Annotated in this window: 18 protein-coding genes and 3 tRNA genes; 17 read left to right on the top strand and 4 right to left on the bottom strand. The window is 45.5% G+C overall.

Annotated elements, in window-relative coordinates; all coding sequences use genetic code 11:
• Positions 1-27 precede the first annotated feature (27 nt).
• The 4 genes from D9Y29_RS00845 to D9Y29_RS00830 are packed head-to-tail and all read left to right on the top strand — an operon-like array spanning position 28 to position 8,073.
• Positions 28-2,493: a zinc-dependent metalloprotease gene (locus tag D9Y29_RS00845; RefSeq protein ID WP_127124542.1), complete on the top strand. Its 2,466-nt coding sequence runs from the start codon at positions 28-30 to the stop codon at positions 2,491-2,493.
• A gap of 18 nt (positions 2,494-2,511) precedes the next feature.
• Positions 2,512-4,782: a zinc-dependent metalloprotease gene (locus D9Y29_RS00840; RefSeq protein ID WP_127124541.1), complete on the top strand. Its 2,271-nt coding sequence runs from the start codon at positions 2,512-2,514 to the stop codon at positions 4,780-4,782.
• A gap of 2 nt (positions 4,783-4,784) precedes the next feature.
• Entirely contained in the window at positions 4,785-5,876 is a 1,092-nt protein-coding gene (locus D9Y29_RS00835) for a thioredoxin family protein (RefSeq protein WP_127124540.1), read from the top strand.
• Complete coding sequence (locus D9Y29_RS00830) at positions 5,857-8,073, top strand: S9 family peptidase (RefSeq protein WP_127124539.1); 2,217 nt, start codon at positions 5,857-5,859, stop codon at positions 8,071-8,073. Before D9Y29_RS00835 ends, D9Y29_RS00830 begins: the two co-directional genes overlap by 20 nt.
• 46 nt (positions 8,074-8,119) lie before the next feature.
• On the opposite strand, the gene pdxR is transcribed toward D9Y29_RS00830, so the two are convergent.
• On the bottom strand, positions 8,120-9,580 hold the full coding sequence (pdxR, locus tag D9Y29_RS00825; RefSeq protein ID WP_127124538.1) for a MocR-like pyridoxine biosynthesis transcription factor PdxR: 1,461 nt from the start codon (positions 9,578-9,580) through the stop codon (positions 8,120-8,122).
• An 85-nt stretch (positions 9,581-9,665) separates the two neighbouring features.
• Between pdxR and D9Y29_RS00820 the strand changes: the two genes are divergently transcribed.
• A complete protein-coding gene (locus D9Y29_RS00820) occupies positions 9,666-10,112 on the top strand; it encodes a GNAT family N-acetyltransferase (RefSeq protein ID WP_127124537.1) in 447 nt (148 codons plus the stop codon).
• 68 nt (positions 10,113-10,180) lie between these two features.
• Here D9Y29_RS00820 and D9Y29_RS00815 read toward each other — a convergent pair.
• Positions 10,181-10,264 (bottom strand) — tRNA-Leu (locus D9Y29_RS00815).
• Positions 10,265-10,386: 122 nt separating this feature from the next.
• On the bottom strand, positions 10,387-11,553 hold the full coding sequence (locus D9Y29_RS00810; RefSeq protein ID WP_127124536.1) for a sensor histidine kinase: 1,167 nt from the start codon (positions 11,551-11,553) through the stop codon (positions 10,387-10,389).
• 115 nt (positions 11,554-11,668) lie between these two features.
• On the opposite strand from D9Y29_RS00810, the gene D9Y29_RS00805 reads away from it, so the two are divergent.
• The 12 genes from D9Y29_RS00805 (at position 11,669) to D9Y29_RS00750 (ending at position 20,568) form a co-directional block, all read left to right on the top strand.
• On the top strand, positions 11,669-12,697 hold the full coding sequence (locus tag D9Y29_RS00805) for a glycosyltransferase family 2 protein (RefSeq protein ID WP_127124535.1): 1,029 nt from the start codon (positions 11,669-11,671) through the stop codon (positions 12,695-12,697).
• A gap of 45 nt (positions 12,698-12,742) precedes the next feature.
• Complete coding sequence (locus tag D9Y29_RS00800) at positions 12,743-12,952, top strand: hypothetical protein (protein WP_127124534.1); 210 nt, start codon at positions 12,743-12,745, stop codon at positions 12,950-12,952.
• 122 nt (positions 12,953-13,074) lie between these two features.
• Positions 13,075-13,147 (top strand) — tRNA-Gly (locus D9Y29_RS00795).
• Between the two features lie 69 nt (positions 13,148-13,216).
• Positions 13,217-13,302, top strand: a tRNA-Leu gene (locus tag D9Y29_RS00790).
• 125 nt (positions 13,303-13,427) lie between these two features.
• Entirely contained in the window at positions 13,428-14,711 is a 1,284-nt protein-coding gene (locus D9Y29_RS00785) for a serine hydrolase domain-containing protein (protein ID WP_127124533.1), read from the top strand.
• Between the two features lie 58 nt (positions 14,712-14,769).
• Positions 14,770-15,492: an AAA family ATPase gene (locus D9Y29_RS00780; RefSeq protein ID WP_127124532.1), complete on the top strand. Its 723-nt coding sequence runs from the start codon at positions 14,770-14,772 to the stop codon at positions 15,490-15,492.
• Between the two features lie 116 nt (positions 15,493-15,608).
• Positions 15,609-16,064 carry a DUF1569 domain-containing protein gene (locus tag D9Y29_RS00775; RefSeq protein ID WP_241237817.1) on the top strand — a complete coding sequence of 152 codons (456 nt, stop codon included), beginning with the start codon at positions 15,609-15,611 and terminating at the stop codon, positions 16,062-16,064.
• Positions 16,065-16,153: 89 nt separating this feature from the next.
• Positions 16,154-16,570 (top strand): hypothetical protein, encoded by a 417-nt coding sequence (locus D9Y29_RS00770; RefSeq protein ID WP_127124531.1) that lies wholly within the window; start codon positions 16,154-16,156, stop codon positions 16,568-16,570.
• Between the two features lie 104 nt (positions 16,571-16,674).
• Complete coding sequence (locus tag D9Y29_RS00765) at positions 16,675-17,952, top strand: hemolysin family protein (protein ID WP_127124530.1); 1,278 nt, start codon at positions 16,675-16,677, stop codon at positions 17,950-17,952.
• A 116-nt stretch (positions 17,953-18,068) separates the two neighbouring features.
• Positions 18,069-18,953 (top strand): AraC family transcriptional regulator, encoded by an 885-nt coding sequence (locus D9Y29_RS00760; RefSeq protein ID WP_127124529.1) that lies wholly within the window; start codon positions 18,069-18,071, stop codon positions 18,951-18,953.
• Between the two features lie 6 nt (positions 18,954-18,959).
• Positions 18,960-19,439: a DUF983 domain-containing protein gene (locus D9Y29_RS00755; RefSeq protein ID WP_127124528.1), complete on the top strand. Its 480-nt coding sequence runs from the start codon at positions 18,960-18,962 to the stop codon at positions 19,437-19,439.
• A gap of 70 nt (positions 19,440-19,509) precedes the next feature.
• Positions 19,510-20,568 carry a bifunctional transcriptional activator/DNA repair enzyme AdaA gene (locus D9Y29_RS00750; RefSeq protein WP_206513673.1) on the top strand — a complete coding sequence of 353 codons (1,059 nt, stop codon included), beginning with the start codon at positions 19,510-19,512 and terminating at the stop codon, positions 20,566-20,568.
• 8 nt (positions 20,569-20,576) lie between these two features.
• On the opposite strand, the gene D9Y29_RS00745 is transcribed toward D9Y29_RS00750, so the two are convergent.
• Complete coding sequence (locus D9Y29_RS00745) at positions 20,577-21,926, bottom strand: T9SS type A sorting domain-containing protein (protein WP_127124527.1); 1,350 nt, start codon at positions 21,924-21,926, stop codon at positions 20,577-20,579.
• Between the last annotated feature and the right edge of the window lie 4 nt (positions 21,927-21,930).

Raw genomic sequence — 21,930 nt, 5'->3', positions numbered from 1 at the left:
TGAATTGCCGGAAAAGGAAATAAAACCATGAATATACTTCGTACCATAATGTTATCAGCCATGCTGGTGCCTGCTTCCTTACTGTCCTTAGGGCAGGTGGCCGGCAAGCCGGGTGCTTTGCCACCATTGACAACTTTTATAAAGCCCGGAGCAAAGTTGCAGAAAGGAATGTGCAATATTTATGTACAGGAAGGCCGGTACCTGATGGAAATACCGGATGCTTTGAATGGCCGCGATGTACTGGCAGCCATCACTATCGTAAAAGGATCAGCGCAGAAAGAGCGCGGCGCCGATAAACGATATGGCTTTTCAGGCGACGCTGTTTTCGAAACCGTTTTTCAATTCAAGAAATCGGATGATGGAAAGCGCATGACTTTTGTTCAGCCTTATTTCCTCAATGCGAAAGACAGCAGTACGCCGTACTACAAACCTCTTGCAGACAAGCTCCTGCCGGTGATGCACAGTTTTGATGTGAAAGCTGTGTCCGCCAATGCCGTGCTCATCGATATCACAGACCTGTACAATGCCGATGCGGAACTGTTCTCCCTCAAAGGTGCCAAAGATGAATTGGGCATTGGTGAAATGCAAAAAGACAAATCCTATATAACCGGTGTGAAAACCTTCCCGGGCAATATCAATTTCCGTTCCATTAGGAGTTATGGCGCCGGTGTACCGGCTGCCTCCAGACAAGGCGGATTGATGCCAGGGGCGGGGTCAGGAAAAAAACCATTGGATGCCTCCATCTGGGAGGTTGGGGCCAGCTGGATATTGTTGCCTGAAAACCCAATGCCCCAGCGTTTCTTCGACAAGAGAGTAGGGTACTTTACCAGGAGCATACGTGATCTGGACAATTACCCCGATAATCCGCGCTTCGTTCAGCTGGCCACCAGGTGGAACCTCAAACCTAAACCACAGGACCTTCAGAAATACCTGGCTGGTGAACTGGTGGTACCTGAAAAACCCATCCTGTTCTATATCGACCGTGACCTTCCCGCCTACCTGGTACCATTCTTCATTGATGGCGTGAATGAATGGTCCAAAGTATTTGAACAGGCTGGGTTCAGAAATGCGATCAGCGCCAAACCGGAACCGGCGGAAACTGATAGCAGCTATTCGATTGAGGATGTACGTTATTCTTATATCTCCTACAAGCCCTCACAGGTGCCCAATGCCTATGGCCCGATGGTTTGCGATCCCCGTTCAGGAGAGATCATCAGTTCCAGGGTGGCGGTATTCCATAATATCATGGACCTTGTTTCACGCTGGTACTTTACGATGTGCGCTACGCTTGACCCTGCTGCCAGGCAATTTCCGATGAATAAAGAACTGGTTGGTAAACTCCTCAAAAATGTGATCACGCATGAAGTGGGACATGCCCTGGGACTTCGTCACAATTTTGCCGGCAGCTCCTGTTATAATACAGACAGTATCCGCAATCCGGAATTTGTGAAACGCAATGGATTCGGCGCATCCGTGATGGATTATATGCGTTATAATTATGTAGTGCAGCCGGAAGATAAAATGCCGGTGGAACTGCTGCTGCCAAGTATCGGCATATACGACCGTTTTGCTATTGAATGGGGCTATCGCTACCTGCCGCAATTCAATTCTCCCAGGCAGGAAGCTGATTCACTGAGCAAATGGGTGTCTGCAAAAAGAAAAGATCCACGGCTTGTTTTTGGAAGTGAAAGTGAATTGTATGATCCCCGCATTCAATCGGAAGATGTAGGGCATAATGCTGCAATAGCAGGCAGGCTGGGTATGAAGAACCTGAAGCTGATCATGCAGCATTTCGATTCCTGGATGAAAGAGATGAAAGCGGATGATGTTTATTATGCGCAACAGTACCGTAGTATGGTGGGAAGATTCCATTCTTATATCGGGCATGTGGAAAGAATGATCGGCGCACGGTACAATAACCAGGATGCGCTTCCGGAAGAAGGCATGAAACCTTCTGAGGCCGCCAGCATCAATGACCAGCTGGATGCACTTGCCTTTCTTGAAGAATACCTTATCCAATACCCGGATTGGCTCTTCCCTCCGGCAGTGTTGCAGAAAGCAGGGTTCTCCTTTGAAGAAGATGGAATGCCGTCCTTCGCAAAAGGCCTGGGAAAACTATTCTTCAGTTTTGCACAGGTCAGACAGAACTACCTGGCTTCCGGACAGACAAACATCGATCCGATGGATTTCATCAGGCGTTTATCCGATAAGATCTTTGACGGTATCGGTAATGGTCAGCCGGTGAATACGTTCCGGAGGGTCCAGCAGCGGACATTACTGGTGAACCTCATCACTTCTGCTGAGTCAAAAGCAAACTACTCAAATGATATCGCATTACAGATGTCGATACTGGTTGATGCTATACAGGATAAAATTAAAAAAGGAATTCCTGTAACCAGTGACCTGCTTACCCAAACGCATCTGGAATCCCTGTCTGATCTGGTGAGTATCTGGAAAACAGGCGCTGTAACAACAATAATGGCAAACAAATAATGCAATAAAACAGGACTGATGTTTATAAGAACGATGATATTTTCAGCCTACCTGCTGGTAATGACTGCACAGGCCCAGGTGCCCGCTAAAAGTCCGGTTGACTTCGATAAGTTCTTTACCAATGAGATGAAGATGACCGGAGGAGTTTTTCCTGTGTACCAGAAAGGAAAAAGCTTTTACCTGGAAATACCTGCTGAGTACCTGAACAGGGATGTTCTGGTTATGGCATATGTAAGCCGGGGCAATGCTTCTGCCATTGCCAAATCCACCGGCATCATCCGTTTCAGTAAAGGGACCAACGATTTCATGAATGTGACCAGGCCCTTTTTCAGTGAAGGCGCTTCAGGCGATGCCAATGGTGAAATGGAGAGATCAATGCAACGTTCCGCAATGTTACCGGTGAACTATGGTTACAGGATAGAAGCATATGGAAAACAACAGGAAAGTTATATCATAGAGATCACCAGGCAGCTCATGGAAAGTGGCGACTGGTTTAGTTTTGCAGATAAGAGTTACCTGAGCAGCCCTGATCCGCAAAGATCTTTTGTGCAGCAGGTGTCGCCGGAAAAAGAAGGGGTCCGTTTCCTGGTGGAGCGTTCTCAAACGGATTACCTGGCCCGCTCCAGTGCGGGACCCAAATCCGCAAACTATTCCAGTTTTGAGGTAGAACTGCTGATCTCCCTGCTACCGGTAGAAAAAATGCCCAGGAAGATCGCTGAAGGAGAAACCGGTTTTGAAACCTTCAGTTTTATCGATTATGGCAAGGCAGCCTATACAGCCCGTAAAACTTCGTTTATCCGTAAGTGGGATATCCGTCCGGGTTCAAAGAAACATAAGGGCATGGTGGCGCCGGAAAGGAAGATCGATGTGGTGATCGATGAGGCAACTCCAGCACTCTACCGTAATGCCGTAAAGTACGGCATACTGGCCTGGAATAAAGCGTTCAATGCAGCCGGTTTCCAGGATGTGATTGAAGTGAGTACGGGAAAGAACCTGCAACTGGCTCCTGGAAAAGTGGTGGTCAACTGGGCCAATGCTTATATGAGCGTACTCACAGCTACAGTGGATAATCCTGAAACCGGCGAGATCATAACGGCCAGGGTCAACCTAACCAATGGACTGCTGGACGAATGGATGCTGAAATACCTGGTGCAATGCGGAGCAACAGATCCACGTATCACCAAAGACCTCAAAAACAAAGAGATTGCATCAGCTATCATACAATGGAAAGTGATGCGTGCGATGGGTGAAGTGCTGGGGCTGAAAGACAACCTGCTGGGCAGTACCCGCTATTCACCTGCACAGTTGCGTAATGCCGCATTCCTCCGGCAAAATGGCATCAGCGGTTCCATTATGGATGAGCTTGGTTTCAACTACCTGGCGCAGCCTGCTGACAGAATCCCCGTGGATGAACTGATCCCACGGATAGGAGCAGATGATATTGCAGCCATTCAATGGGCCTATGGCACTGGTACATATCCTGTTAATGATATTAGCCAAACTTCCGAAAAGGATGATCCCATCGTTCGCCGCGCTGATTTGTCCAATGATATCACTGAAGCAGCTGCGCTCGGCATCAATAACCTGAAAGCGCTGTATCCGCATTTGGGAAATATATCCTCTCTCCTCGATGGTACGGAAGATCTCTTCAATGTAAATGGAACACTGTATGGCGCCCTGCAAAAAGAGTTCACCAAATATGTAATGGAAGTGGCTGATCAGGTTGGCGGGGTTTCTGTACGTAAAAGAAAGCGTATTGAAGTGCCGGCTGTTCAGCAAAAGAAAGCGCTTCAATTCCTGGCAGACCAGGTTTTTAACGGCCCTCCATCGTGGATGAATGTAAAACTGGCGCCCAATGGGAAAGTGCTGGATGTGCAGGAGTGGAATATGCAACTCAAAGATGCGGTGCTGAATAAGATCGTTTCCGTGCAGGTACTCGGTAACCTGGCCGCTGCGGAAGAGAAAAGTAAAGATGCTTTGACCACATCAGCACTTTTTGATTTCCTGGATAAGGAAATATTCTTCTCATTTGATAAGAATAAAAACCTGACTGCCGCGCAACGGGCTACACAGCTCGGTTTTGTAACTAACCTGAGTCAGGCCGCTTTTAAGAACAATATCAGTCAGGGACTTGGCGACGGCAATATGTTGCTGCACTATTATATTAAGCGACTGGCCGGAAAGGTGAACGAAATGAGCAGGGAACATACTCAATTGCTCACGAAAGAAAACTATAGCCTGATGACAATGAAGATCGAAAAAGAATTCTTTGCCAAAATAAACAAGTAAAAATGATGAAGATCGTATGTTTATTACCGTTATTGATGATCCTGCAGCCTGGTTTTTCACAGAACAGGGAGATCAATTTCGAGCACAAAGACCTGCCAGGTATCATTGCCCGTGCAAAAGCGGAAAATAAGCTCGTGTTTGTAGACTGCTACACGGAATGGTGCGGACCCTGCAAACAGATGTCGAAATATGTATTCACCCTCGACTCCATAGCGGATTTCTTCAATAGCCGTTTCGTCAACCTGAAACTGGATATGGAAAAGGGAGAAGGACCGGAAGCCGGTAAGAAATATAAGGTTGGCGCCTATCCCAGTTTCCTGATCTTCGATGGTGAAGGAGCCTTGTTGTACAAATTCGTGGGAGGCCTTTCTGCTCCCGAATTCATGAAAAAGATCAGAACAGGTATCGATCCGGACAATGAGATAGTTAAGATCTGGCGCAGGTACAATGCAGGCGACCGCTCTCACCAGCTGATGCGCGACTATATCTGGGAATCCCTGAAAATGCTGGAAAGAAAACCTGCGCAGGAACTGGCGCTCGAATACTTCAACCTGTTAACCCCGGCAGAAAGAACGGTCAAAGAGAACTGGTTCCTCTTTGGAGAGAATAATTATTCCCGCGAGCTCTCTGATATGAACAGTCATAATTTCAATTACCTGGTAGACAACTGGAAAACCTTTGCGGCTGTGCAGGGTAAGGAAGTGGTGGACCAGAAGATATCGGGGGTGTTCCGGAAAATGACAGGCTATTGTCTGAGAGGATATTACCAGAAAAACTTCGGCTACAATAAAGAAGATTTTGCCAGGTACCGCAAACAGATCAAACGTACACGGGTACCCGATAAAAAAGACCTGCTGGTGATGATGGATATTGCGGAAGCTGCGTGTAAGAAAGACGGTAACAAAGTGGTAAACCTGCTGGCCGATCATGTTGGTAAGTTCAACAGCGATAACATGAATATCGTTTTTGATTTCGTCTCTTTTATACCTGCTTATAAAAGGAAAGATTTTCCCCGCTGGATAGAGGTAATCAAAGAAACGGCAGCACATTCAAAAAACCCAAACCTGGTAAGGCATGCAAAGACTTATTTGTAGTACACTGATCATGACTGTACTGATCCCTGGCTTTGCTCACGCGCAGGAAAATCCTGCCACTTACTTTGATGCCCACAATCTGAGTAAGCAGATCGGCTCCATGGCCATTGTTCCTTTTTTTGCCGGCAAAGAAGACAGGTTCTGGTTTGTGGCTTCAGACAGTTCTGAAAAGAATTATTTCCTGGTGGATCCTTCAAAAAGGAAACGATGGAATATATCGGACAAATTATTCCTGGCAAAAGAACTGGCCAGGATCAGGAAGGAAAAGATCGATACCTCTGCTATTAAAATTACAGGCCCGGGACTGAACTTCCAACGTGGTCTGGGCATTCAATACAGGACCGACAAATACAACTATTTGTTTGCCATAGGCAAACTGGTAAAGGACACGGGCAGGATCTCGTACAACGGGGATTACCGGATCGGGATTTCCACCAACAAAAAATGGCAATTGTTTGCACGGGAACACAACCTGTGGTTGAAACGTACGGCAGACAGCCTGGAGCAACCGCTCACCAGTGATGCCGGTTTGTATTACTCGTTCAATGTAAATGATGAAGATACCAGCAGCAGGCGGGAAACAAATTCGGAGGCCGTTTGGATAAAGGGATCGGAATGCTATTATGCAGTCAGGAAGGATAGAAGAAAAGTGGGCACGATGACGGTGGTGCATACGCTTTCCCAGCCGAGGCCGAGAACGGTATCATACAAGTATGAAACGCCCCTGGATAAAGATGTTACGCAATATGAGCTCTATATCGGTAACGCGGCCAAAGGAACTTTCCTGCGTGTAAACACGGAGCGCTGGAAGGACCAGCAGCTGGAAGTTTTGTATGCAGGAAGTAAAGTTTATTTTCTCCGGTACAAACGGACCAGGGATGAAGTGGAGCTTTGTGCCGTGGATACAGCAACCGGCGCCGTGAAAATACTGATCCATGAAGTAAGCAAACCATTCATCAATGAAGATCTTTTCAAAGTGCATATCCTGCAGGACGGGAAAACCATCCTCTGGTGGTCCGACCGCTCAGGTTGGGGACATTATTATCGCTATAATGGGGAAGGGCGGTTACAGGGAGCCGTTACCTCCGGCGACTGGACGGCAGGAAAGATCGTAAGGGTTGATACATTGTCCAACGCGATATATTGTTATGGATATGGCAGGGAGAAGGGGATCAATCCTTACTACTCACAGTTATACAGGGCGGATCTCTCAGGGAACAAGATCACCCTGCTTACTCCGGGCAATGCCACGCACAAGGTGTTCTTCGGCGTCAATGGAAAGTATATGGTGGATACCTATTCCCGCATCGATCTGGAGCCCCGTACAGTAGTGAGGGATATGAATGGTAACGAGATCATGGAAGCCTGGAAACCAGATATGAGCCGCTTATACAGGTATGGCTGGAAGCAACCACAAATGTTCACTATAAAAGCGGCCGATGGAATAACGGATCTCTATGGCCTGATGTGGAAGCCGTTCAGTTTCGATTCCACTAAAAAATATCCCGTGATATCCCAGGTATATCCGGGCCCTCAGATAGAAACCGTTTGGTCTGAGTTCACGGTGCTGGACCGCTATAACAATACTTCGCTGGCGCAGGAAGGGTTCATTGTTGTAGTGATGGGTCATCGTGGCGGATCTCCCTACAGAAGCAAGGCTTATCATACTTATGGATACGGAAACCTGCGCGACTATGCCCTGGAAGATGACAAAGCAGGCCTTGAGCAGCTAAGCAAACGTTATCTTTTCATGGATACAGGCAGGGTAGGCATTTTCGGACATTCAGGTGGAGGAATGATGGCAGTGGCAGCCCTGGGTAAGTATCCGGATTTCTACAAAGTAGGAGTTGCTTCAGCTGGTAATCATGATAACAGGATTTATAACCGTACATGGGGCGAAACCTACCAGGGGACCGATTCCAGTTTCAATTTTAAAGTAAAAACTAACCAGGAACTCGCTTCTTCCATAAATGGACATTTATTGCTTGTTGCCGGCGAGGTGGACCAGAACGTACATCCGGGTAATACGTACAGAATGGCTGATGCTCTGATTCATGCCGGGAAGGACTTTGATATGCTTATCCTTCCCGGCCAAAGCCATAGCTATGAGGGCGATTACAAACTCTATTATCAACGGCGGCTCAGGGATTATTTCAAGAAACATCTGTATTTCCCGATACCGCCGGGAAGAAAATAGCATCCAAAGAAATTATTTGATCATTCCAATCTTTTTGACCAACGTGTTATATTAATAAGTGTGCTTTTCGAAATTGATATGCTAATTGTTCAACGGCATTTTTAAGTTCCATTTCATCCATTGAAGCAAACCCAAAGCGAAATGCATTTTGCTCTATGTTGATTTGTTTTATTTTTAATCCAGTCATCACTGCCAACTCACTGATGGGATATTGAGAAAGCAGTTTTACCCAGATCGCCATACCGCCTGTTGGTAGTGAATAGGTAATGTATTGATCCAGTTTTTCTTTTAAGAGACTGTCCAGAATATCTCTGCGATCATGATATATTTTCTTTGCTTTTTTAATATGTCTTTTCAGTTCACCTTCTTTTATCATCATGGCGAGCGCATTTTGCATATATCCATCCCCTCCCACATCTATCGCGTTTCGTAAGGCAGTACATTGAATTATGAAATTTTTCGGAGCTACCATAAATCCAATCCTTATGGCCGGGTCTAACAATTTTGAGAACGAGCCTATGTAAATTACATTCCCGTTATGACCTGCACTTGCTAATGGCAGGTACGGTGATGAGCTATAGTGATAATCATAGTCGTAATCATCTTCTATGATGGTAAACGAAAACTCATTTGAAAGTTCCAGTAATTTCATCCGTCTTTCTACACTTAAAGTAACCGTTGTAGGATAATGATGATGCGGAATGACGTATACTGCGTCTATTTTTTTCTTTTTACATATATTTTCAATGGCATTCACGTCTATACCGTTGTCATCTACATTGACCTCTATGATTTTACTTCCTGTTTCTTTGAAGGCACTATTTGCAATTGGATAGTTAGGCTTTCCAATTATCATGGTTGTGCTGTTGTGTAATAACAACTGTGATGAAAGGTAGATGCTCATTTGCGCACCATGCGTAATGAGCAGGTTTTCGGAAGTGATACTCAATCCCCTTGTTTCTGACAGATAAGCAACCAGTTCTTCCCTTAGCTTCAATGTTCCCTGTGCTGTGCCGATATGTGCATCCTTTATGGCATGTTTACGTGTAGTCAGCATTCGGTAATTTTTCAGCAGATTATCTATCGGTGATAACCTTGTATCGGGATGTCCATCGTCAATAACAATATCAGAAGCGGATGTAATATTGCTTACTAATCCATTCTTCTCCACAATCCTAAACGGTAAACTGAAATTATTTCTGTACGCCTTTGGAGGAACTAAGTTGCTCCAGTTCCGTGGTTTCAAAACTGGTATATGTTCCGATACAGCAACGTGTTTTCTTGGGGTAACCACAATCCAGTCCTGTGCGTTCAATTCTTCATAAGCAGCTATTACCGTTTTTCGGTGTACATCCAAAAAATTTGCAAGCTCACGGCTTCCGGGTAGATGAGTACCCGCCTTTAATACGCCATTCCTGATAGCATTGGTTATTGATACGGCTATCTGTCTGTAAACGGGGATTTTCAGGTCTCTATCAATATTTATAATTCGATCGTACGGAAGCATCTGGACTACTGTGTTTGTTGAAACTGGATCATAAAGGTAGTCCTATTAAAAAATAGATTTGCACTTTAAAACAAAATACTTGAAAATGGATTTCAACATCAAAAAGGCAAATCTTGAAGATTTAGATACAGCTGCGGAGTTGTTCAATCAATATCGGATTTTTTATCGTCAGGCAGACGATTTAGAAAAATGCAGGAATTTTATCAAGGCAAGGCTGGATAACGATCAGTCCAATTTCTTTATGATTTATGTTGATGGGAAAGCGGCGGGATTTGTTCAATTGTATAAATTATATCACTATATCAAACTTGCCAAGCAATGGCTGTTAAGCGATTTGTTCGTTCATCCTGGTTACAGAGGCAAAGGACTGTCTGTGGCCTTGATTGACCGGGCCAAACAGTGGTGTGATGAAACAGGTGCTTGTGGACTTATGCTTGAAACTGAAAAATCAAATGACATAGGAAACAAGCTCTATCCACGTTGTGGGTTTGAGTATGATGGCAACCACAATTATTATTATTGGTGGAAATAGATGGATATGCTGGAAAGCTTTTGACTAAAAGAAAAAAGGTTGTAAGCAATCACTTACAACCTTTTTTGTGCCCAGGACAAGATTCGAACTTGCACGTCCTTTCGAACACCACCACCTCAAAGTGGCTTGTCTACCAGTTTCAACACCTGGGCGCCATTCCCTTTCGGGGTTGCAAATGTAAAACCTTTTTGCAATCCACGAAATTCTTTTTCAAAAAACTTGAATATTTTTTTGGAATAAACCGGTCTGTTTTAATCGATTATGCGTGCAATCCTTATCTGACCTGCGTTTTGTTCTTCAGCACGATCCTGAAAGTTGTGCCCTTTCCCGGCTCTGATTGCTTTACGAACAGTTCACCCCGGTGATATTGTTCAATGATCCTCTTGCTAAGGCTCAGTCCCAGTCCCCATCCTCGTTTCTTGGTAGTGAAGCCGGGTTTGAACACTTTGCTGATATGCTGACTGCTGATGCCTTTACCGGTATCGGTCACATCTATAATAATATTGTTGGGGTTTTGCTGTATTTGAATACTGATCTGTCCTTTTCCCTCCATCGCATCCAGTGCATTCTTGAGCAGGTTCTCTATCACCCAGTCGAACAGCGGAGGGGAGATCAGCGCTGAAATGTTTTCCTGGTTGTTCACATCCAGACTGAATTGCACTTTTCCTGTTGCCCGCTTGCGGATGTATTCGATCATGCCGCCTACCTGAGTAACAAGATTGTGTGATTCCAGTTTGGGCGCGCTGCCGATCTTGCTGAAGCGGTCAGACACCAGTTTGAGCCTGTCGATATCTTTTTCCAGTTCGGCCACGATCTTTTCATTGGCTTTTTCTTCGCGCAGCATTTCCATCCAGCCTTGCAAAGAGGTGAGGGGAGTGCCCAACTGGTGTGCGGTCTCTTTTGCCATGCCGGCCCATACCTGGTTCTGCGAACTTCGGAAGCTGGTTGTGAGCGCTGTGAGTGTGATGATGATGAAGAGCCCAACTATCATTAATTGCACGATCGGATAATAACGGATCTGGTTGAGTAAAGAAGTATGACCATAATAATAATGGTTGATGCGGGTGCTGTCGCGGGGGTCCGTCCAGATGATGGGATCATTATCGCTCTGGAATTTTTCTTTTTTCTTTTGCAGCCAGGTACTGTCTTCTGCAATGGAAGCTGAATCTAAGTTCACGTATTGCGTGATCTGATCTTTCTCATCCGTTTCGATGATGGGGATGGTGGTATTTTCTGTGATGATCATACCGGCAAGCTGGTCACTCAGCCCCGTTGTATCGTTCAGGAGGAGTTTGCCGGCTTCCACCCATTGTTCCACTTTTGCTCTTTCCTCACGTGCGATTTTACGGGCGAGGAATTGTGAATAGAAGATAGTGCCGCTGACGATTGCGATGGCAATTATCGCCAGGCCTGTTCTCCAGTTGAATAGCGGTTGGATCATGCAACTAATATACGTAAAGTTAATTTGCAGGATGGGGTGGTAGTCGCCGTTTGAACGAATCCCCAAAATAACGTTCCTTTGCATCCGTTATAACAGTTGTCAATTCAGCGCATTCATGAATCAACCTTTAGTATCGATCGTAATCCTCAACTGGAACGGCCGCCGTTACCTGGAGCAGTTCCTGCCTTCTGTGATGGGCACCACTTATGCCAATAAGGAAGTGGTGGTGATCGATAATGCCTCTACCGATGATTCAGTGGAGTTCCTGCGTGAATCCTTTCCGGCTGTAAAGGTAGTATTGCTTACAAAGAACCATGGTTTTGCAAAAGGATACAATGAAGGACTGAAACAGGTGAAGGCCGATTATTATGTATTGCTCAATTCAGATGTGGAAGTGGAGGCGGGATGGGTTGAGCCGGTGATTGCATTGATGGAGTCCGACAAAACTATCGGGGCCTGTCAACCGAAATTACGGCAGTTCCATCAACGTGAATATTTCGAATATGCCGGAGCTGCAGGAGGGTGGCTGGACTATCTCGGTTATCCATTTGCGAGAGGAAGGGTGTTCGACGAGTGTGAAAAAGATGAAGGTCAATTCGATGATGCTGCTCCCGTCTTCTGGGCCAGTGGTGCAGCGATGTTTGTGCAGGCGGAACTATTTCACAGGCTGCATGGCTTTGATGAGTTCTTCTTTGCGCACCAGGAAGAGATCGATCTTTGCTGGCGTATGCAGCTGGCAGGCTACCAGGTATATGTTTGCCCACAGTCCGTTGTTTACCATGTTGGCGGCGGAACGCTACCTAAAGGGAATGCGCGCAAAGTGTTCCTGAATTTCAGAAATAATTTAGTGATGATGGCAAAGAACCTTCCTGCCGGACAAGCATTTGTAAAGATCGCCTGGCGGTTCTGGCTGGATGCCATCTCTGCATTCAAAAGCCTGATGGCAGGGGAGGTTACGTATTTTGTTGCCGTAGTGAAAGCTCACTGGGCATTCCTGTATTGGTTATGTGCTCATAAGAAAATGGACAGGACAGGGTTGAACAAGCATCGCAAATTGCAGGGGTATTTACACAAGAGTGTTGTGTGGGCCTACTTTGTGCACGGTAAAAAAACTTTTGTGAAAATTGTTTCGTCAAAATGTTGATTTTTTTGGAACTGAATTATTACTTTTGCATCGCAATTCACTCATATGGAACAACATCTGGAAGAAAAAGACTATCGCGACAAAGACTTCAAACGCAATTGGGTAAACTCCTCTTCGTTTCTGTTTTATTTGCAGGTTTTTTGTGTAATGGCTTTTGTGCTGGGCGGTTGCTACAACCTGTACAAACACAAGTACAAGGGTAAGCCTGAAGTTACTGTGCAACCCAGCACCCTGTACACTCCCGAGTACAAATAAAAAAGGGAGAAAAAAAGGGAAAAAAATTTTGGCAGAATAAAAAAATCCCTATCTTTGCACTCCCAATAACGATTGATAATCAGTTCTTTATAAAAATATCGCTGCTGTAAAAAGTAGCAAATGCGGAAGTAGCTCAGCTGGTAGAGCATCACCTTGCCAAGGTGAGGGTCGCGGGTTCGAATCTCGTCTTCCGCTCAGATAAATTCCATTCTACTGAAAATGTTGAATGGAATTTTTTGTTTAGATTCATTAGTGAATGTAAACACCCCGGTGGCGGAATCGGTAGACGCGAAGGACTTAAAATCCTTTTTCCCGAAAGGGAAGTGCAGGTTCAACTCCTGTCCGGGGTACAACAGATCAATAAGTAATAATGGCCGCCTCCGGGTGGCCATTTTCGTTTTGTACATGCATTGGACTTTCCTTTAAAATTCATTACATTCAGATTGTTTTCCCATGCACAGACAAAACGAAAAAAATGAAAATCATCATTTCCCTTCTCCTGGTCATTTTCCTGTTCTCCGGTATTCAACCAGTCACAGGTCAATCAACTAATAAAAAGTCAGATCCCCTTATCAGTGCTGCTGTCAAAAAAAGGATCGATTCCACACTCACTCATTTTATCGATGCAGGTAAAACCGCCGGACTCTCCGCACTGATCTTCGAAAAAGGAAAAGAAATATATTTCAATGCTTTTGGGTTTGCAGACAAAGAAGCGAATGTTCCAATGAACAGGAACACTATCGTCCGCATTTTCTCTATGACAAAACCCATAACCGGTGTTGCACTGATGACACTTTATGAGCAAGGCGCTTTTCATCTGGATGAACCCCTGGCAAAATATGCACCGGAGTTTGCCAATATGCAGGTGTACAAAGGCGTAGATGCCAACGGGAAAATGATCCTGGAACCTGCTAAAAGACCGATCACCATTCGCGATATAACCCGCCATACGGCCGGTTTTCCCGGAACGGATATTCCAGCGCTGGCTACACTGGTGAAAAATGCAGATGCATTCAATCCAAACAACTCACTGGCGCAGATGGCTGCCAAACTCGCCAGCGTTCCATTACAATTCCATCCCGGCGATGAATGGTTGTATGGCCCTTCGGTTGACGTGCAGGCATACCTGGTAGAGCGTATTTCCGGAAAACCTTTCGATCAGTATATTCAGAAAAACATCCTCGATCCGCTCGGTATGAAGCATACACATTATGTAGTGCCGGAAAAAGACAGGAAACAATTTGCCGCGGTGTATTTCAGAAACAATGAAGGCGTTTTGTCCCGCGTACCGGACGAGCAGGCAAGCACATTCAATTTAAAGAACTGGACATTGAAACCGGGAGGATGGGGGCTAACCTCCACGCTTGACGACTATACAAAATTTGCTCAGATGCTGGTGAACAAAGGAGCGCTCGGTAAAGTGAGGATACTCAAACCGGAAACCATAGCGCTGATGGCCACCAACCAATTGCCGGATACGCTTACCAAAAGAAGCTGGCTGCCGGGAAAAGGCAATGTTGGATTCGGTATCGATTTTGCCGTGCGAGTTGGCCCGCCAGCTACCAGGGAAGAGACGAATGGCGCCACGGGCGAGTTTTATTGGGATGGGGCGGCCAGCACATTGTTCTGGGTGGATCCTGTGAATGAGATCACGGTAGTTTTATTCACTCAGCTTTTCCCTTACGACCCCGTCAAACTACACAAGACTTTCAGGGATGCAGTGTATGGCGAATACCAGCCTTTGACCAATAAAAAATAAAGATGGCCTGCAAAACTGAAGGCTGTTGTATCTTGCGGCCTGAAAATGCAGGCGGTCTATGAACGTATTCGATCTGATCATTAACGACAAGGAAACAGTAAAACTGGACGAAGTTTTTTTGAAAGAAGAAAGCAGGGCCTTTATCCTGCAACTGATCAGGGAGCACAAATACATAGAAGAACTACATAAGTATGGCCTGCCCGTTAGCAACAAACTCCTGTTGCACGGTAGTTCCGGATGCGGAAAGACCACCACCGCCAAAGCCATTGCCAATGCATTGGGCAGGCCGATCCTGATCCTCAACCTGAGCAATGTGATCAATTCCCGTATCGGTGAAACTTCCCAGAACATGAAGCAGATCTTCGATAAGGCTGCAAAGGAGCGTGCTGTACTGTTCCTGGATGAATTCGACCTGATCGGTAAATCCCGTGATAACCAGGAACAGGATGTGGGTGAGATGAGGCGACTGGTGAACACGATCATTCAGCTTATCGATTATTTTCCCGAAAAATCATTGCTGATCTGCGCTACCAACCACGCTGATATCATCGATAGCGCATTGCTGCGCCGCTTCCAGTTCCGTATCTCCTACGAAATGCCCAATGAAACAGAACTGGAGAATTACTATGATAGTTTACTGGCTAAGTTTCCGGAAGACCTGCAGCAGATCACCAGGAAATACAATGTCAGTTTCGCTGAAGCTAAGGATGATGCTTACGCGCAAATCAAAAGAAATCTGATCACTCACCTGGAAGCGCAGATTCCGGCTGAAAGCCTCTGAGGCCGCCGTGCCGCATTTACACCCTTTATTTGACAGCGTTGCACCCGCTTTCCTATTGCATTTCCGTGCAAATTTGTGGTGTTGAATCAATAGTATATCGATAAAAACATCCACCAATGATCACATCTATTTTTGATCCTGCTATCCGGAAAGCATTGATCCTTCGCATTCAATCATTGAATGATAACAGCCAAAGGCAATGGGGGAAGATGACTGTCTGTGAAATGGCAAAGCACATGAATAACTGGAATGAATGGGTGCTGGGTAAGAAAGAAGGACAAGCGTACAGACAGGACCTGCTGGGAAAGATCTTTGGCAAACTGGCGCTCAGATCTCAGACTAAAGATAATACACCCATGAGAAAAGGAATGCCCGCCGGTCCTCATGTAATAAAGAAATTTTCCGGTGATCTGGAAATGCAAAAGAAAGCCTGGATAGAGAACGTTGAAGCCTATGCGAATTATTCCAATCCACGGTTCGTACATGATTTCTTTGGAAAGATGACCGATGAACAGATCGGCATATTCGCTTATAAGCATGCCGACCACCACCTCAGGCAATTCGGGGTATAGAATAGACAAGCGGCAGAATTAAATGGTATTATTTTATCATTTATTTATACTCTTTTTCCTGCCCTGATTCCACTAATTTTGCCTGAACGGTGAAACGCCTGAAAAAAATACTATCCACCTGGATACTGGTCCTTACAGCATTCAATGTCCTTAATCAGAGCATCGATCTCGATTATTCTATCCGTGCTGATTTTGCTTTTTATCATTCCGGCGAACTGGATGATATCGATACCATCGCAGAATTCTTCCTTGAAAAAATCTGCGGCAATGACCAACTGGTGCCAGATGAGGATGACGATAGCGGTTATCCCGTCTTTGCCGGACAGGAGAAGCTGGAAGCATATCCAATTCTGCTTCCTGTGAACAGACCTCATACTGTATATTCCCCATCCACCAACTATTCCTGTGCATTGTACCAAAATGCGCAGACTGCCCACCTGCTTAAAGGATTTCTGAATATCTTCTCGCCACCTCCGGAAATACCCATTGCATCGAACCCGGTCTGAAATATGGTTGTGATCGAACTGCTTACAATTTCTTTTGTTTACTATTCCAGGATAATGGAGCAGTAAAAGCATAATCCCCGGCCCTTACCCTAATAAAATATATCATGGAAATTCTCATCATCCTTTTTCTGATTTTGCTCAATGGCATATTCTCGATGAGCGAGATCGCGCTGGTGTCTTCACGCAAATTCAAGCTGGAAGCTGCTGCCAGGAAAGGCAACAGCAATGCACGAAAAGCCCTGGAGCTGGCAAATAGTCCAAATACATTTTTGTCTACCGTTCAGATCGGCATTACGCTGATAGGCATTCTCACAGGTATTTTCAGCGGTGATACCATAACTGTTTCACTAAAAATGGCAGTTGAGAAAATAGACATACTCCGTCCTTATGCCAATACCATTGCAGTGGCAGCGGTTGTGGTGGTTGTTACTTTCCTGAGTATCGTATTCGGAGAACTCTTGCCCAAAAGGATCGGATTGATGTTCCCGGAAAAGATTGCGGCAACAGTAGCCAAACCGATGACCCTCGTATCTGTGATCACCAAGCCATTTATCTGGTTGCTTACGAAAACGAATGATCTTTTCCTGGCCATCTTTGGATTGAAAGGGCAGAAAGAGGGTATCATCAGCGAAGAGGAAATCAAGGCAATGGTACTGGAAAGCGCTGAAGGCGGTGAGATAGACGAGATCGAGCAAACCATCGTGCACCGCGTGTTTGCATTGGGCGACCGCCGTGTAAGCGAACTGATGACGCATCGGGGAGATCTCATCTGGTTCAACCTGGATGATGACCTGAAAACGGTAAAAAGAAAAGCAGGCGCAGAGAAACATTCGGTTTACATCGTCTGCCGTAAGAGTAATCTCGATGATATCGCGGGTATAGTATCCGTGAAAGATATTTTCCCGGATGAACTGAGTAATGAAACCTTCAGTTTGACCGGTTATCTCAGGGCGCCGCTGATGGTTCATGAATCAACCCCAGCTTACAAAGTGCTGGAACAATTCAAAGAAAAGAAACTGCACTATGCCGTAGTGGTGGATGAATATGGTACCGTACAGGGTATGGTGGCGATGGACGACGTACTGGACGCACTGCTGGGTGATTCCACCGAATACAACCAGGAGGAATATTCCATCCAGCAGCGGGATGATCATAGCTGGCTGGCAGATGGACAATATCCCTTCTTCGAGTTCCTGCATTATTTCGATATCGAGGAAGATGATGCCATGGGGAATTACAATACACTGAGTGGTCTTTTCCTGGACCAGGTGAACCATATCCCAATTGCCGGTGAGAAGATCAGGTGGCGTGATTTTGCATTTGAAGTGATGGATATGGATGGGCCGCGGATCGATAAGCTGCTGATCACAAGGAAATCCTGATTCCTGAATTCCATCCCGGGTATTTTCCCGGGATCAGTAAAAAGTACCATAAATCCATTAAAAACTACCTCCAAAGCCATTGTAGTATTCATAGCTTTGTGCAAGAATTTAAGGCAATGGCAAAGCAGCCCCTTCCTACATACAGTATTTGCAGCATCGCTGATACCCCGGTAACGAAGAACGATTTCATGACAGACCGTTTCTCCCATTACCTGGAAGCACACAAAGACCTGCATTTCCCCCATAAGCACTCGTTCTATCACCTGGTGTTTTTTACTGAAGGAAGCGGTAGTCATTCCATCGATTTCATCAATTTCCCCGTGGAGCCCGGCCAGATCTATTTCATGACGCCGGGCCAGGTCCATGAATGGAATTTCAAAAAAACTCCTGAAGGATATATCATCAATTTCTCCGAAAACTATATCAATACCCTGTTGATGAATGCGCGTTACCTGGACCAGTTCCTATTCTTTTCCGGTAATGCCATTGAACAGGTGATCAAAATTCCGAAACAGGAGCGGCCGCAGCTGGTGCAACTTTTGGAAAAGATATTGCGTGAAGAAGCAGCTGGAGCGGACCTGAAAGATGATATGATCAGAACGGCGATGATACAATTGTTCATTCATGTGAACAGGCTGGCAACGCCTGCTGAAAAAATACCTGTAGCCAACTACAATTCAGTATTGCTGAAAAATTTCCAGAAGCTGATTGATCTGCATTACAGGGAAAAAAAGCTTACCAGGGATTATGCGGCCATGCTGTTTGTAACGCCCAATCACCTCAATGCATTAAGCAAACATGTAACAGGCAAGCCGGCAGGGGAACTGATCCGCGACCGTGTGGTCCTGGAAGCAAAACGGTTACTGGTAAACGAAGATATGAGCATTGCGGAAGTGGCCTCTGAACTGGAGTTTGAAGACAATTCCTATTTCTCGAAATTCTTCAGGAAATATACAGGACAAACACCCGAAGCATTCAGAAAAAGTATACTCGATAAATAGTTCTATATGATCCCACATTCTGAAAATATGGACCTGACAGCAACGGAAAAGAAACCAACCATTTTAAATCTGCTGGCATGCAAATGCCCCAGGTGCAGGCAGGGCGATATGTTCGCTGCCAAAAATCCCTGGAACCTGAAAACAACCATGAAAATGCACAATGTGTGCCCAGTGTGTAAACAACCGTTTAACATTGAAGTGGGCTTCTATTATGGTTCCAGCTATGTCAGCTACGCGCTTTCCATCGCAATCAGCGCAGCAACTTTCGTTGCCTGGTGGGTGCTGATAGGTTTTTCTGTTTATGATAACCGTTTCTTCTGGTGGCTCGGCATCAATGCGGGCTTGCTGATACTGCTGCAGCCGTACCTGATGCGCGTGGCCCGTACCGGCTGGCTGGCATTCTTTGTCCGCTACGATATAGACTGGAAAACCAATCCTCCGGCACCATTGGAGAGGTCCAATAAAGACCAGGAGAATAACTGGTAAGCATAGTGGCTGGCATAAGAAAAATACTTGTCAATTTTCCGGTTGTTCAGGCTTTTGCACCCTTCTACCTTTGAGCAAAAAAGAAAAGAAGATGTTGACGAATGAAAGAATGTACCAGGCCATTATCGATAAGGACCCTTCCTTTGAAGGGCAATTTATCACGGCAGTAAAAACCACCGGCATTTTCTGCCGGCCTACCTGTACGGCTCGTAAGCCTAAACCCGAGAACGTGGAATTCCTGCCTTCCACAGCTGAAGCCATGCGCAGGGGATACAGGCCCTGCAAGGTCTGCCATCCGCTGGAGAGCATGGGCGAAGCGCCTGGGCAGATCAGAGCCCTCATGAAGAAAATACAGGATGACCCCGCCACTAAATTGAAAGACTGGGACCTCTTGCAGCTGGGACTTGAGCCCAGCCAGGTGCGCCGTTGGTTTCTTAAAAATCATGGGATCACATTTCATGCCTACCAGCGGATGTTCCGTTTGAATACTGCATTCACAAAGATCCGGAATGGCGAAAGCGTAACAGCAGCAGCCTATGATGCAGGTTATGAATCACTCAGTGCTTTCGGAGATTCTTTCAGGACTGTTTACGGGGTATCTCCATCCAATAGCAAACAGAAAGGGCTTATCAATATCACCAGGCTTGAAACACCATTGGGCAGCATGTTTGCCTGTGCCACGGAAGAGGGAATTTGTTTGCTGGAATTCACAGACCGCAAGATGCTGGAAACAGAACTGAAATGGTTGAGCAAGCACCTCAATGCAAGCATTGTGCAGGGTGCCAACAAACATTTTGATCAATTGCAAAAGGAACTGCAGGAATATTTCGATGGAAAAAGAAAAGAGTTCTCGGTACCGCTCTTCATGCCCGGAACAATATTCCAGCAGTCCGTTTGGAAGATGCTGATCACAATTCCTTATGGCGATACAAGGACTTACAAGATGCAGGCAATGAAACTGGAAAGGCCTGAAGCCATCCGTGCCGTAGCCAATGCAAATGGCATGAACAGGATCTCGATACTGGTGCCCTGTCATAGGGTGATAGGGGAAGATGGAAAGCTTACAGGTTATGGGGGAGGCCTTCATCGTAAACAGTGGTTGCTGGATCATGAGAAAGCCTTCCAATAATTTCCTCTTTACATTTTCAGGAATGTTTTCGTCCACAGAGTTTCTCCTTTTTCAGAAATCCGGATATGGTACAGGCCTTTGGTCCCTGCTGGTAACGGTATGGCTTGGATTGTATGACCGCTATGAATTTCTAAATTCATTTTCCTAATGATGCGTCCCTGGGGATCGATAATCTGAAGTTGCAATTGTTTTGGATTACCCGCTGTAATTTTCAACTGTAAATTTTCCCTTACAGGATTGAGAAGTAAGGAAAATGAATTCTCTTTCACTTTACAATCAGTCCGGAGTTGCGGGGAATAGCTGATTTCTCCGTTTTGTTCCAAACTTTGAATCCGGTAATATTTTGCAGGAATTTGCTGGTCTGTGTAACTGTATTCATGTTGGGTGTGGGGTTGTGGCTGAATACTTCCGCTAACCGTTTCCCATAGAAGGCCACTGGAACTTTTTTGGATACGGAATGATTGAACATCCTGCGGATTTACAGTTTTCCATTTTATGGTTGGTTGATCGTTGTTGCAACTGATAGAAAGTGAAGACAGTTTTACTGGCAGCGGATTATTGATGGTTGAAAGTGTGAAAGTATTCAGAGAAGCAATGAAGTCTGCGCTGACCTCATTGGAAACAATATTCCTTTCACTGAATCCCCTGGGGTACCAGCTTTTACCATTGTTGGGCGACTGGTATAATTCCAGCAGGCTTTCATTCAATCCGTTCAGTTCTTCATCGAAATACTGCAACGTGATGGAGGCGTTCAATCCTGTATTACTGGCTGGTGATAGTTCAAAGCTTCTGTTGATACTGCTGCCACCACCATTCCTGAAAACCTGATGGCTGCGGCGGATCACCGTTAGTCCGGGGTCTGTGGCTGTACTGATGATAAGGCCCAGGTTGCCGGGGTTTAAGTTGGATGGTTGTTTCAGGAGGATTGTCAGTTGCACCGCACCTCCATTATTCCCAATAATACGGCTTCCGGCCTGTTCATTTTTCAGTATGGCATTCGGTTGCAGATACAATGTATGTTCATTCAAATCGAGAAATCCTTTCATGAAATTTACTTCGGTTGCTATACTGCAGTCTTTCTCTAAAATCAGTTTTGCACCCGCTTGTTTGTTGATCTTTAACTGACCGATGGTCAGCATTCCTGATCCGGTGATCCGGTTGTCGGCGGCGCCGGATGCCAAAACCGTAAGAGTAGGTAATTCGAGGTCTGCATTGTTTTCAAAATTCATTCCATTACTGAGCACCAGTTGTAACTGGTTGGCTGTTGTTATGGTAGTTCCTTCTGTAACCTTGATCTGCTGTGCATTTCCGGCAATGGCTAAACAAACGGGTATAAAACAGCTTAAGATTGATTTCATGATC

The sequence above is a fragment of the Pseudoflavitalea rhizosphaerae genome, from assembly GCF_003991355.1.
Taxonomy (GTDB): Bacteria; Bacteroidota; Bacteroidia; order Chitinophagales; family Chitinophagaceae; genus Pseudobacter; species Pseudobacter rhizosphaerae.
This window is presented reverse-complemented; position numbering and strand designations above follow the sequence as displayed.

Excerpts from the sequence above, each read along its gene's own strand:
- D9Y29_RS00845 (WP_127124542.1), top strand. The coding sequence starts at position 28 with ATGAATATACTTCGTACCATAATGTTATCAGCCATGCTGGTGCCTGCT.
- D9Y29_RS00840 (WP_127124541.1), top strand. The coding sequence starts at position 2,512 with ATGTTTATAAGAACGATGATATTTTCAGCCTACCTGCTGGTAATGACT.
- D9Y29_RS00835 (WP_127124540.1), top strand. The coding sequence starts at position 4,785 with ATGATGAAGATCGTATGTTTATTACCGTTATTGATGATCCTGCAGCCT.
- D9Y29_RS00830 (WP_127124539.1), top strand. The coding sequence starts at position 5,857 with ATGCAAAGACTTATTTGTAGTACACTGATCATGACTGTACTGATCCCT.
- pdxR (WP_127124538.1), bottom strand. The coding sequence starts at position 9,580 with ATGCTTCCGTACGATCGAATTATAAATATTGATAGAGACCTGAAAATC.
- D9Y29_RS00820 (WP_127124537.1), top strand. The coding sequence starts at position 9,666 with ATGGATTTCAACATCAAAAAGGCAAATCTTGAAGATTTAGATACAGCT.
- D9Y29_RS00810 (WP_127124536.1), bottom strand. The coding sequence starts at position 11,553 with ATGATCCAACCGCTATTCAACTGGAGAACAGGCCTGGCGATAATTGCC.
- D9Y29_RS00805 (WP_127124535.1), top strand. The coding sequence starts at position 11,669 with ATGAATCAACCTTTAGTATCGATCGTAATCCTCAACTGGAACGGCCGC.
- D9Y29_RS00800 (WP_127124534.1), top strand. The coding sequence starts at position 12,743 with ATGGAACAACATCTGGAAGAAAAAGACTATCGCGACAAAGACTTCAAA.
- D9Y29_RS00785 (WP_127124533.1), top strand. The coding sequence starts at position 13,428 with ATGAAAATCATCATTTCCCTTCTCCTGGTCATTTTCCTGTTCTCCGGT.
- D9Y29_RS00780 (WP_127124532.1), top strand. The coding sequence starts at position 14,770 with ATGAACGTATTCGATCTGATCATTAACGACAAGGAAACAGTAAAACTG.
- D9Y29_RS00775 (WP_241237817.1), top strand. The coding sequence starts at position 15,609 with ATGATCACATCTATTTTTGATCCTGCTATCCGGAAAGCATTGATCCTT.
- D9Y29_RS00765 (WP_127124530.1), top strand. The coding sequence starts at position 16,675 with ATGGAAATTCTCATCATCCTTTTTCTGATTTTGCTCAATGGCATATTC.
- D9Y29_RS00760 (WP_127124529.1), top strand. The coding sequence starts at position 18,069 with ATGGCAAAGCAGCCCCTTCCTACATACAGTATTTGCAGCATCGCTGAT.
- D9Y29_RS00755 (WP_127124528.1), top strand. The coding sequence starts at position 18,960 with ATGATCCCACATTCTGAAAATATGGACCTGACAGCAACGGAAAAGAAA.
- D9Y29_RS00745 (WP_127124527.1), bottom strand. The coding sequence starts at position 21,926 with ATGAAATCAATCTTAAGCTGTTTTATACCCGTTTGTTTAGCCATTGCC.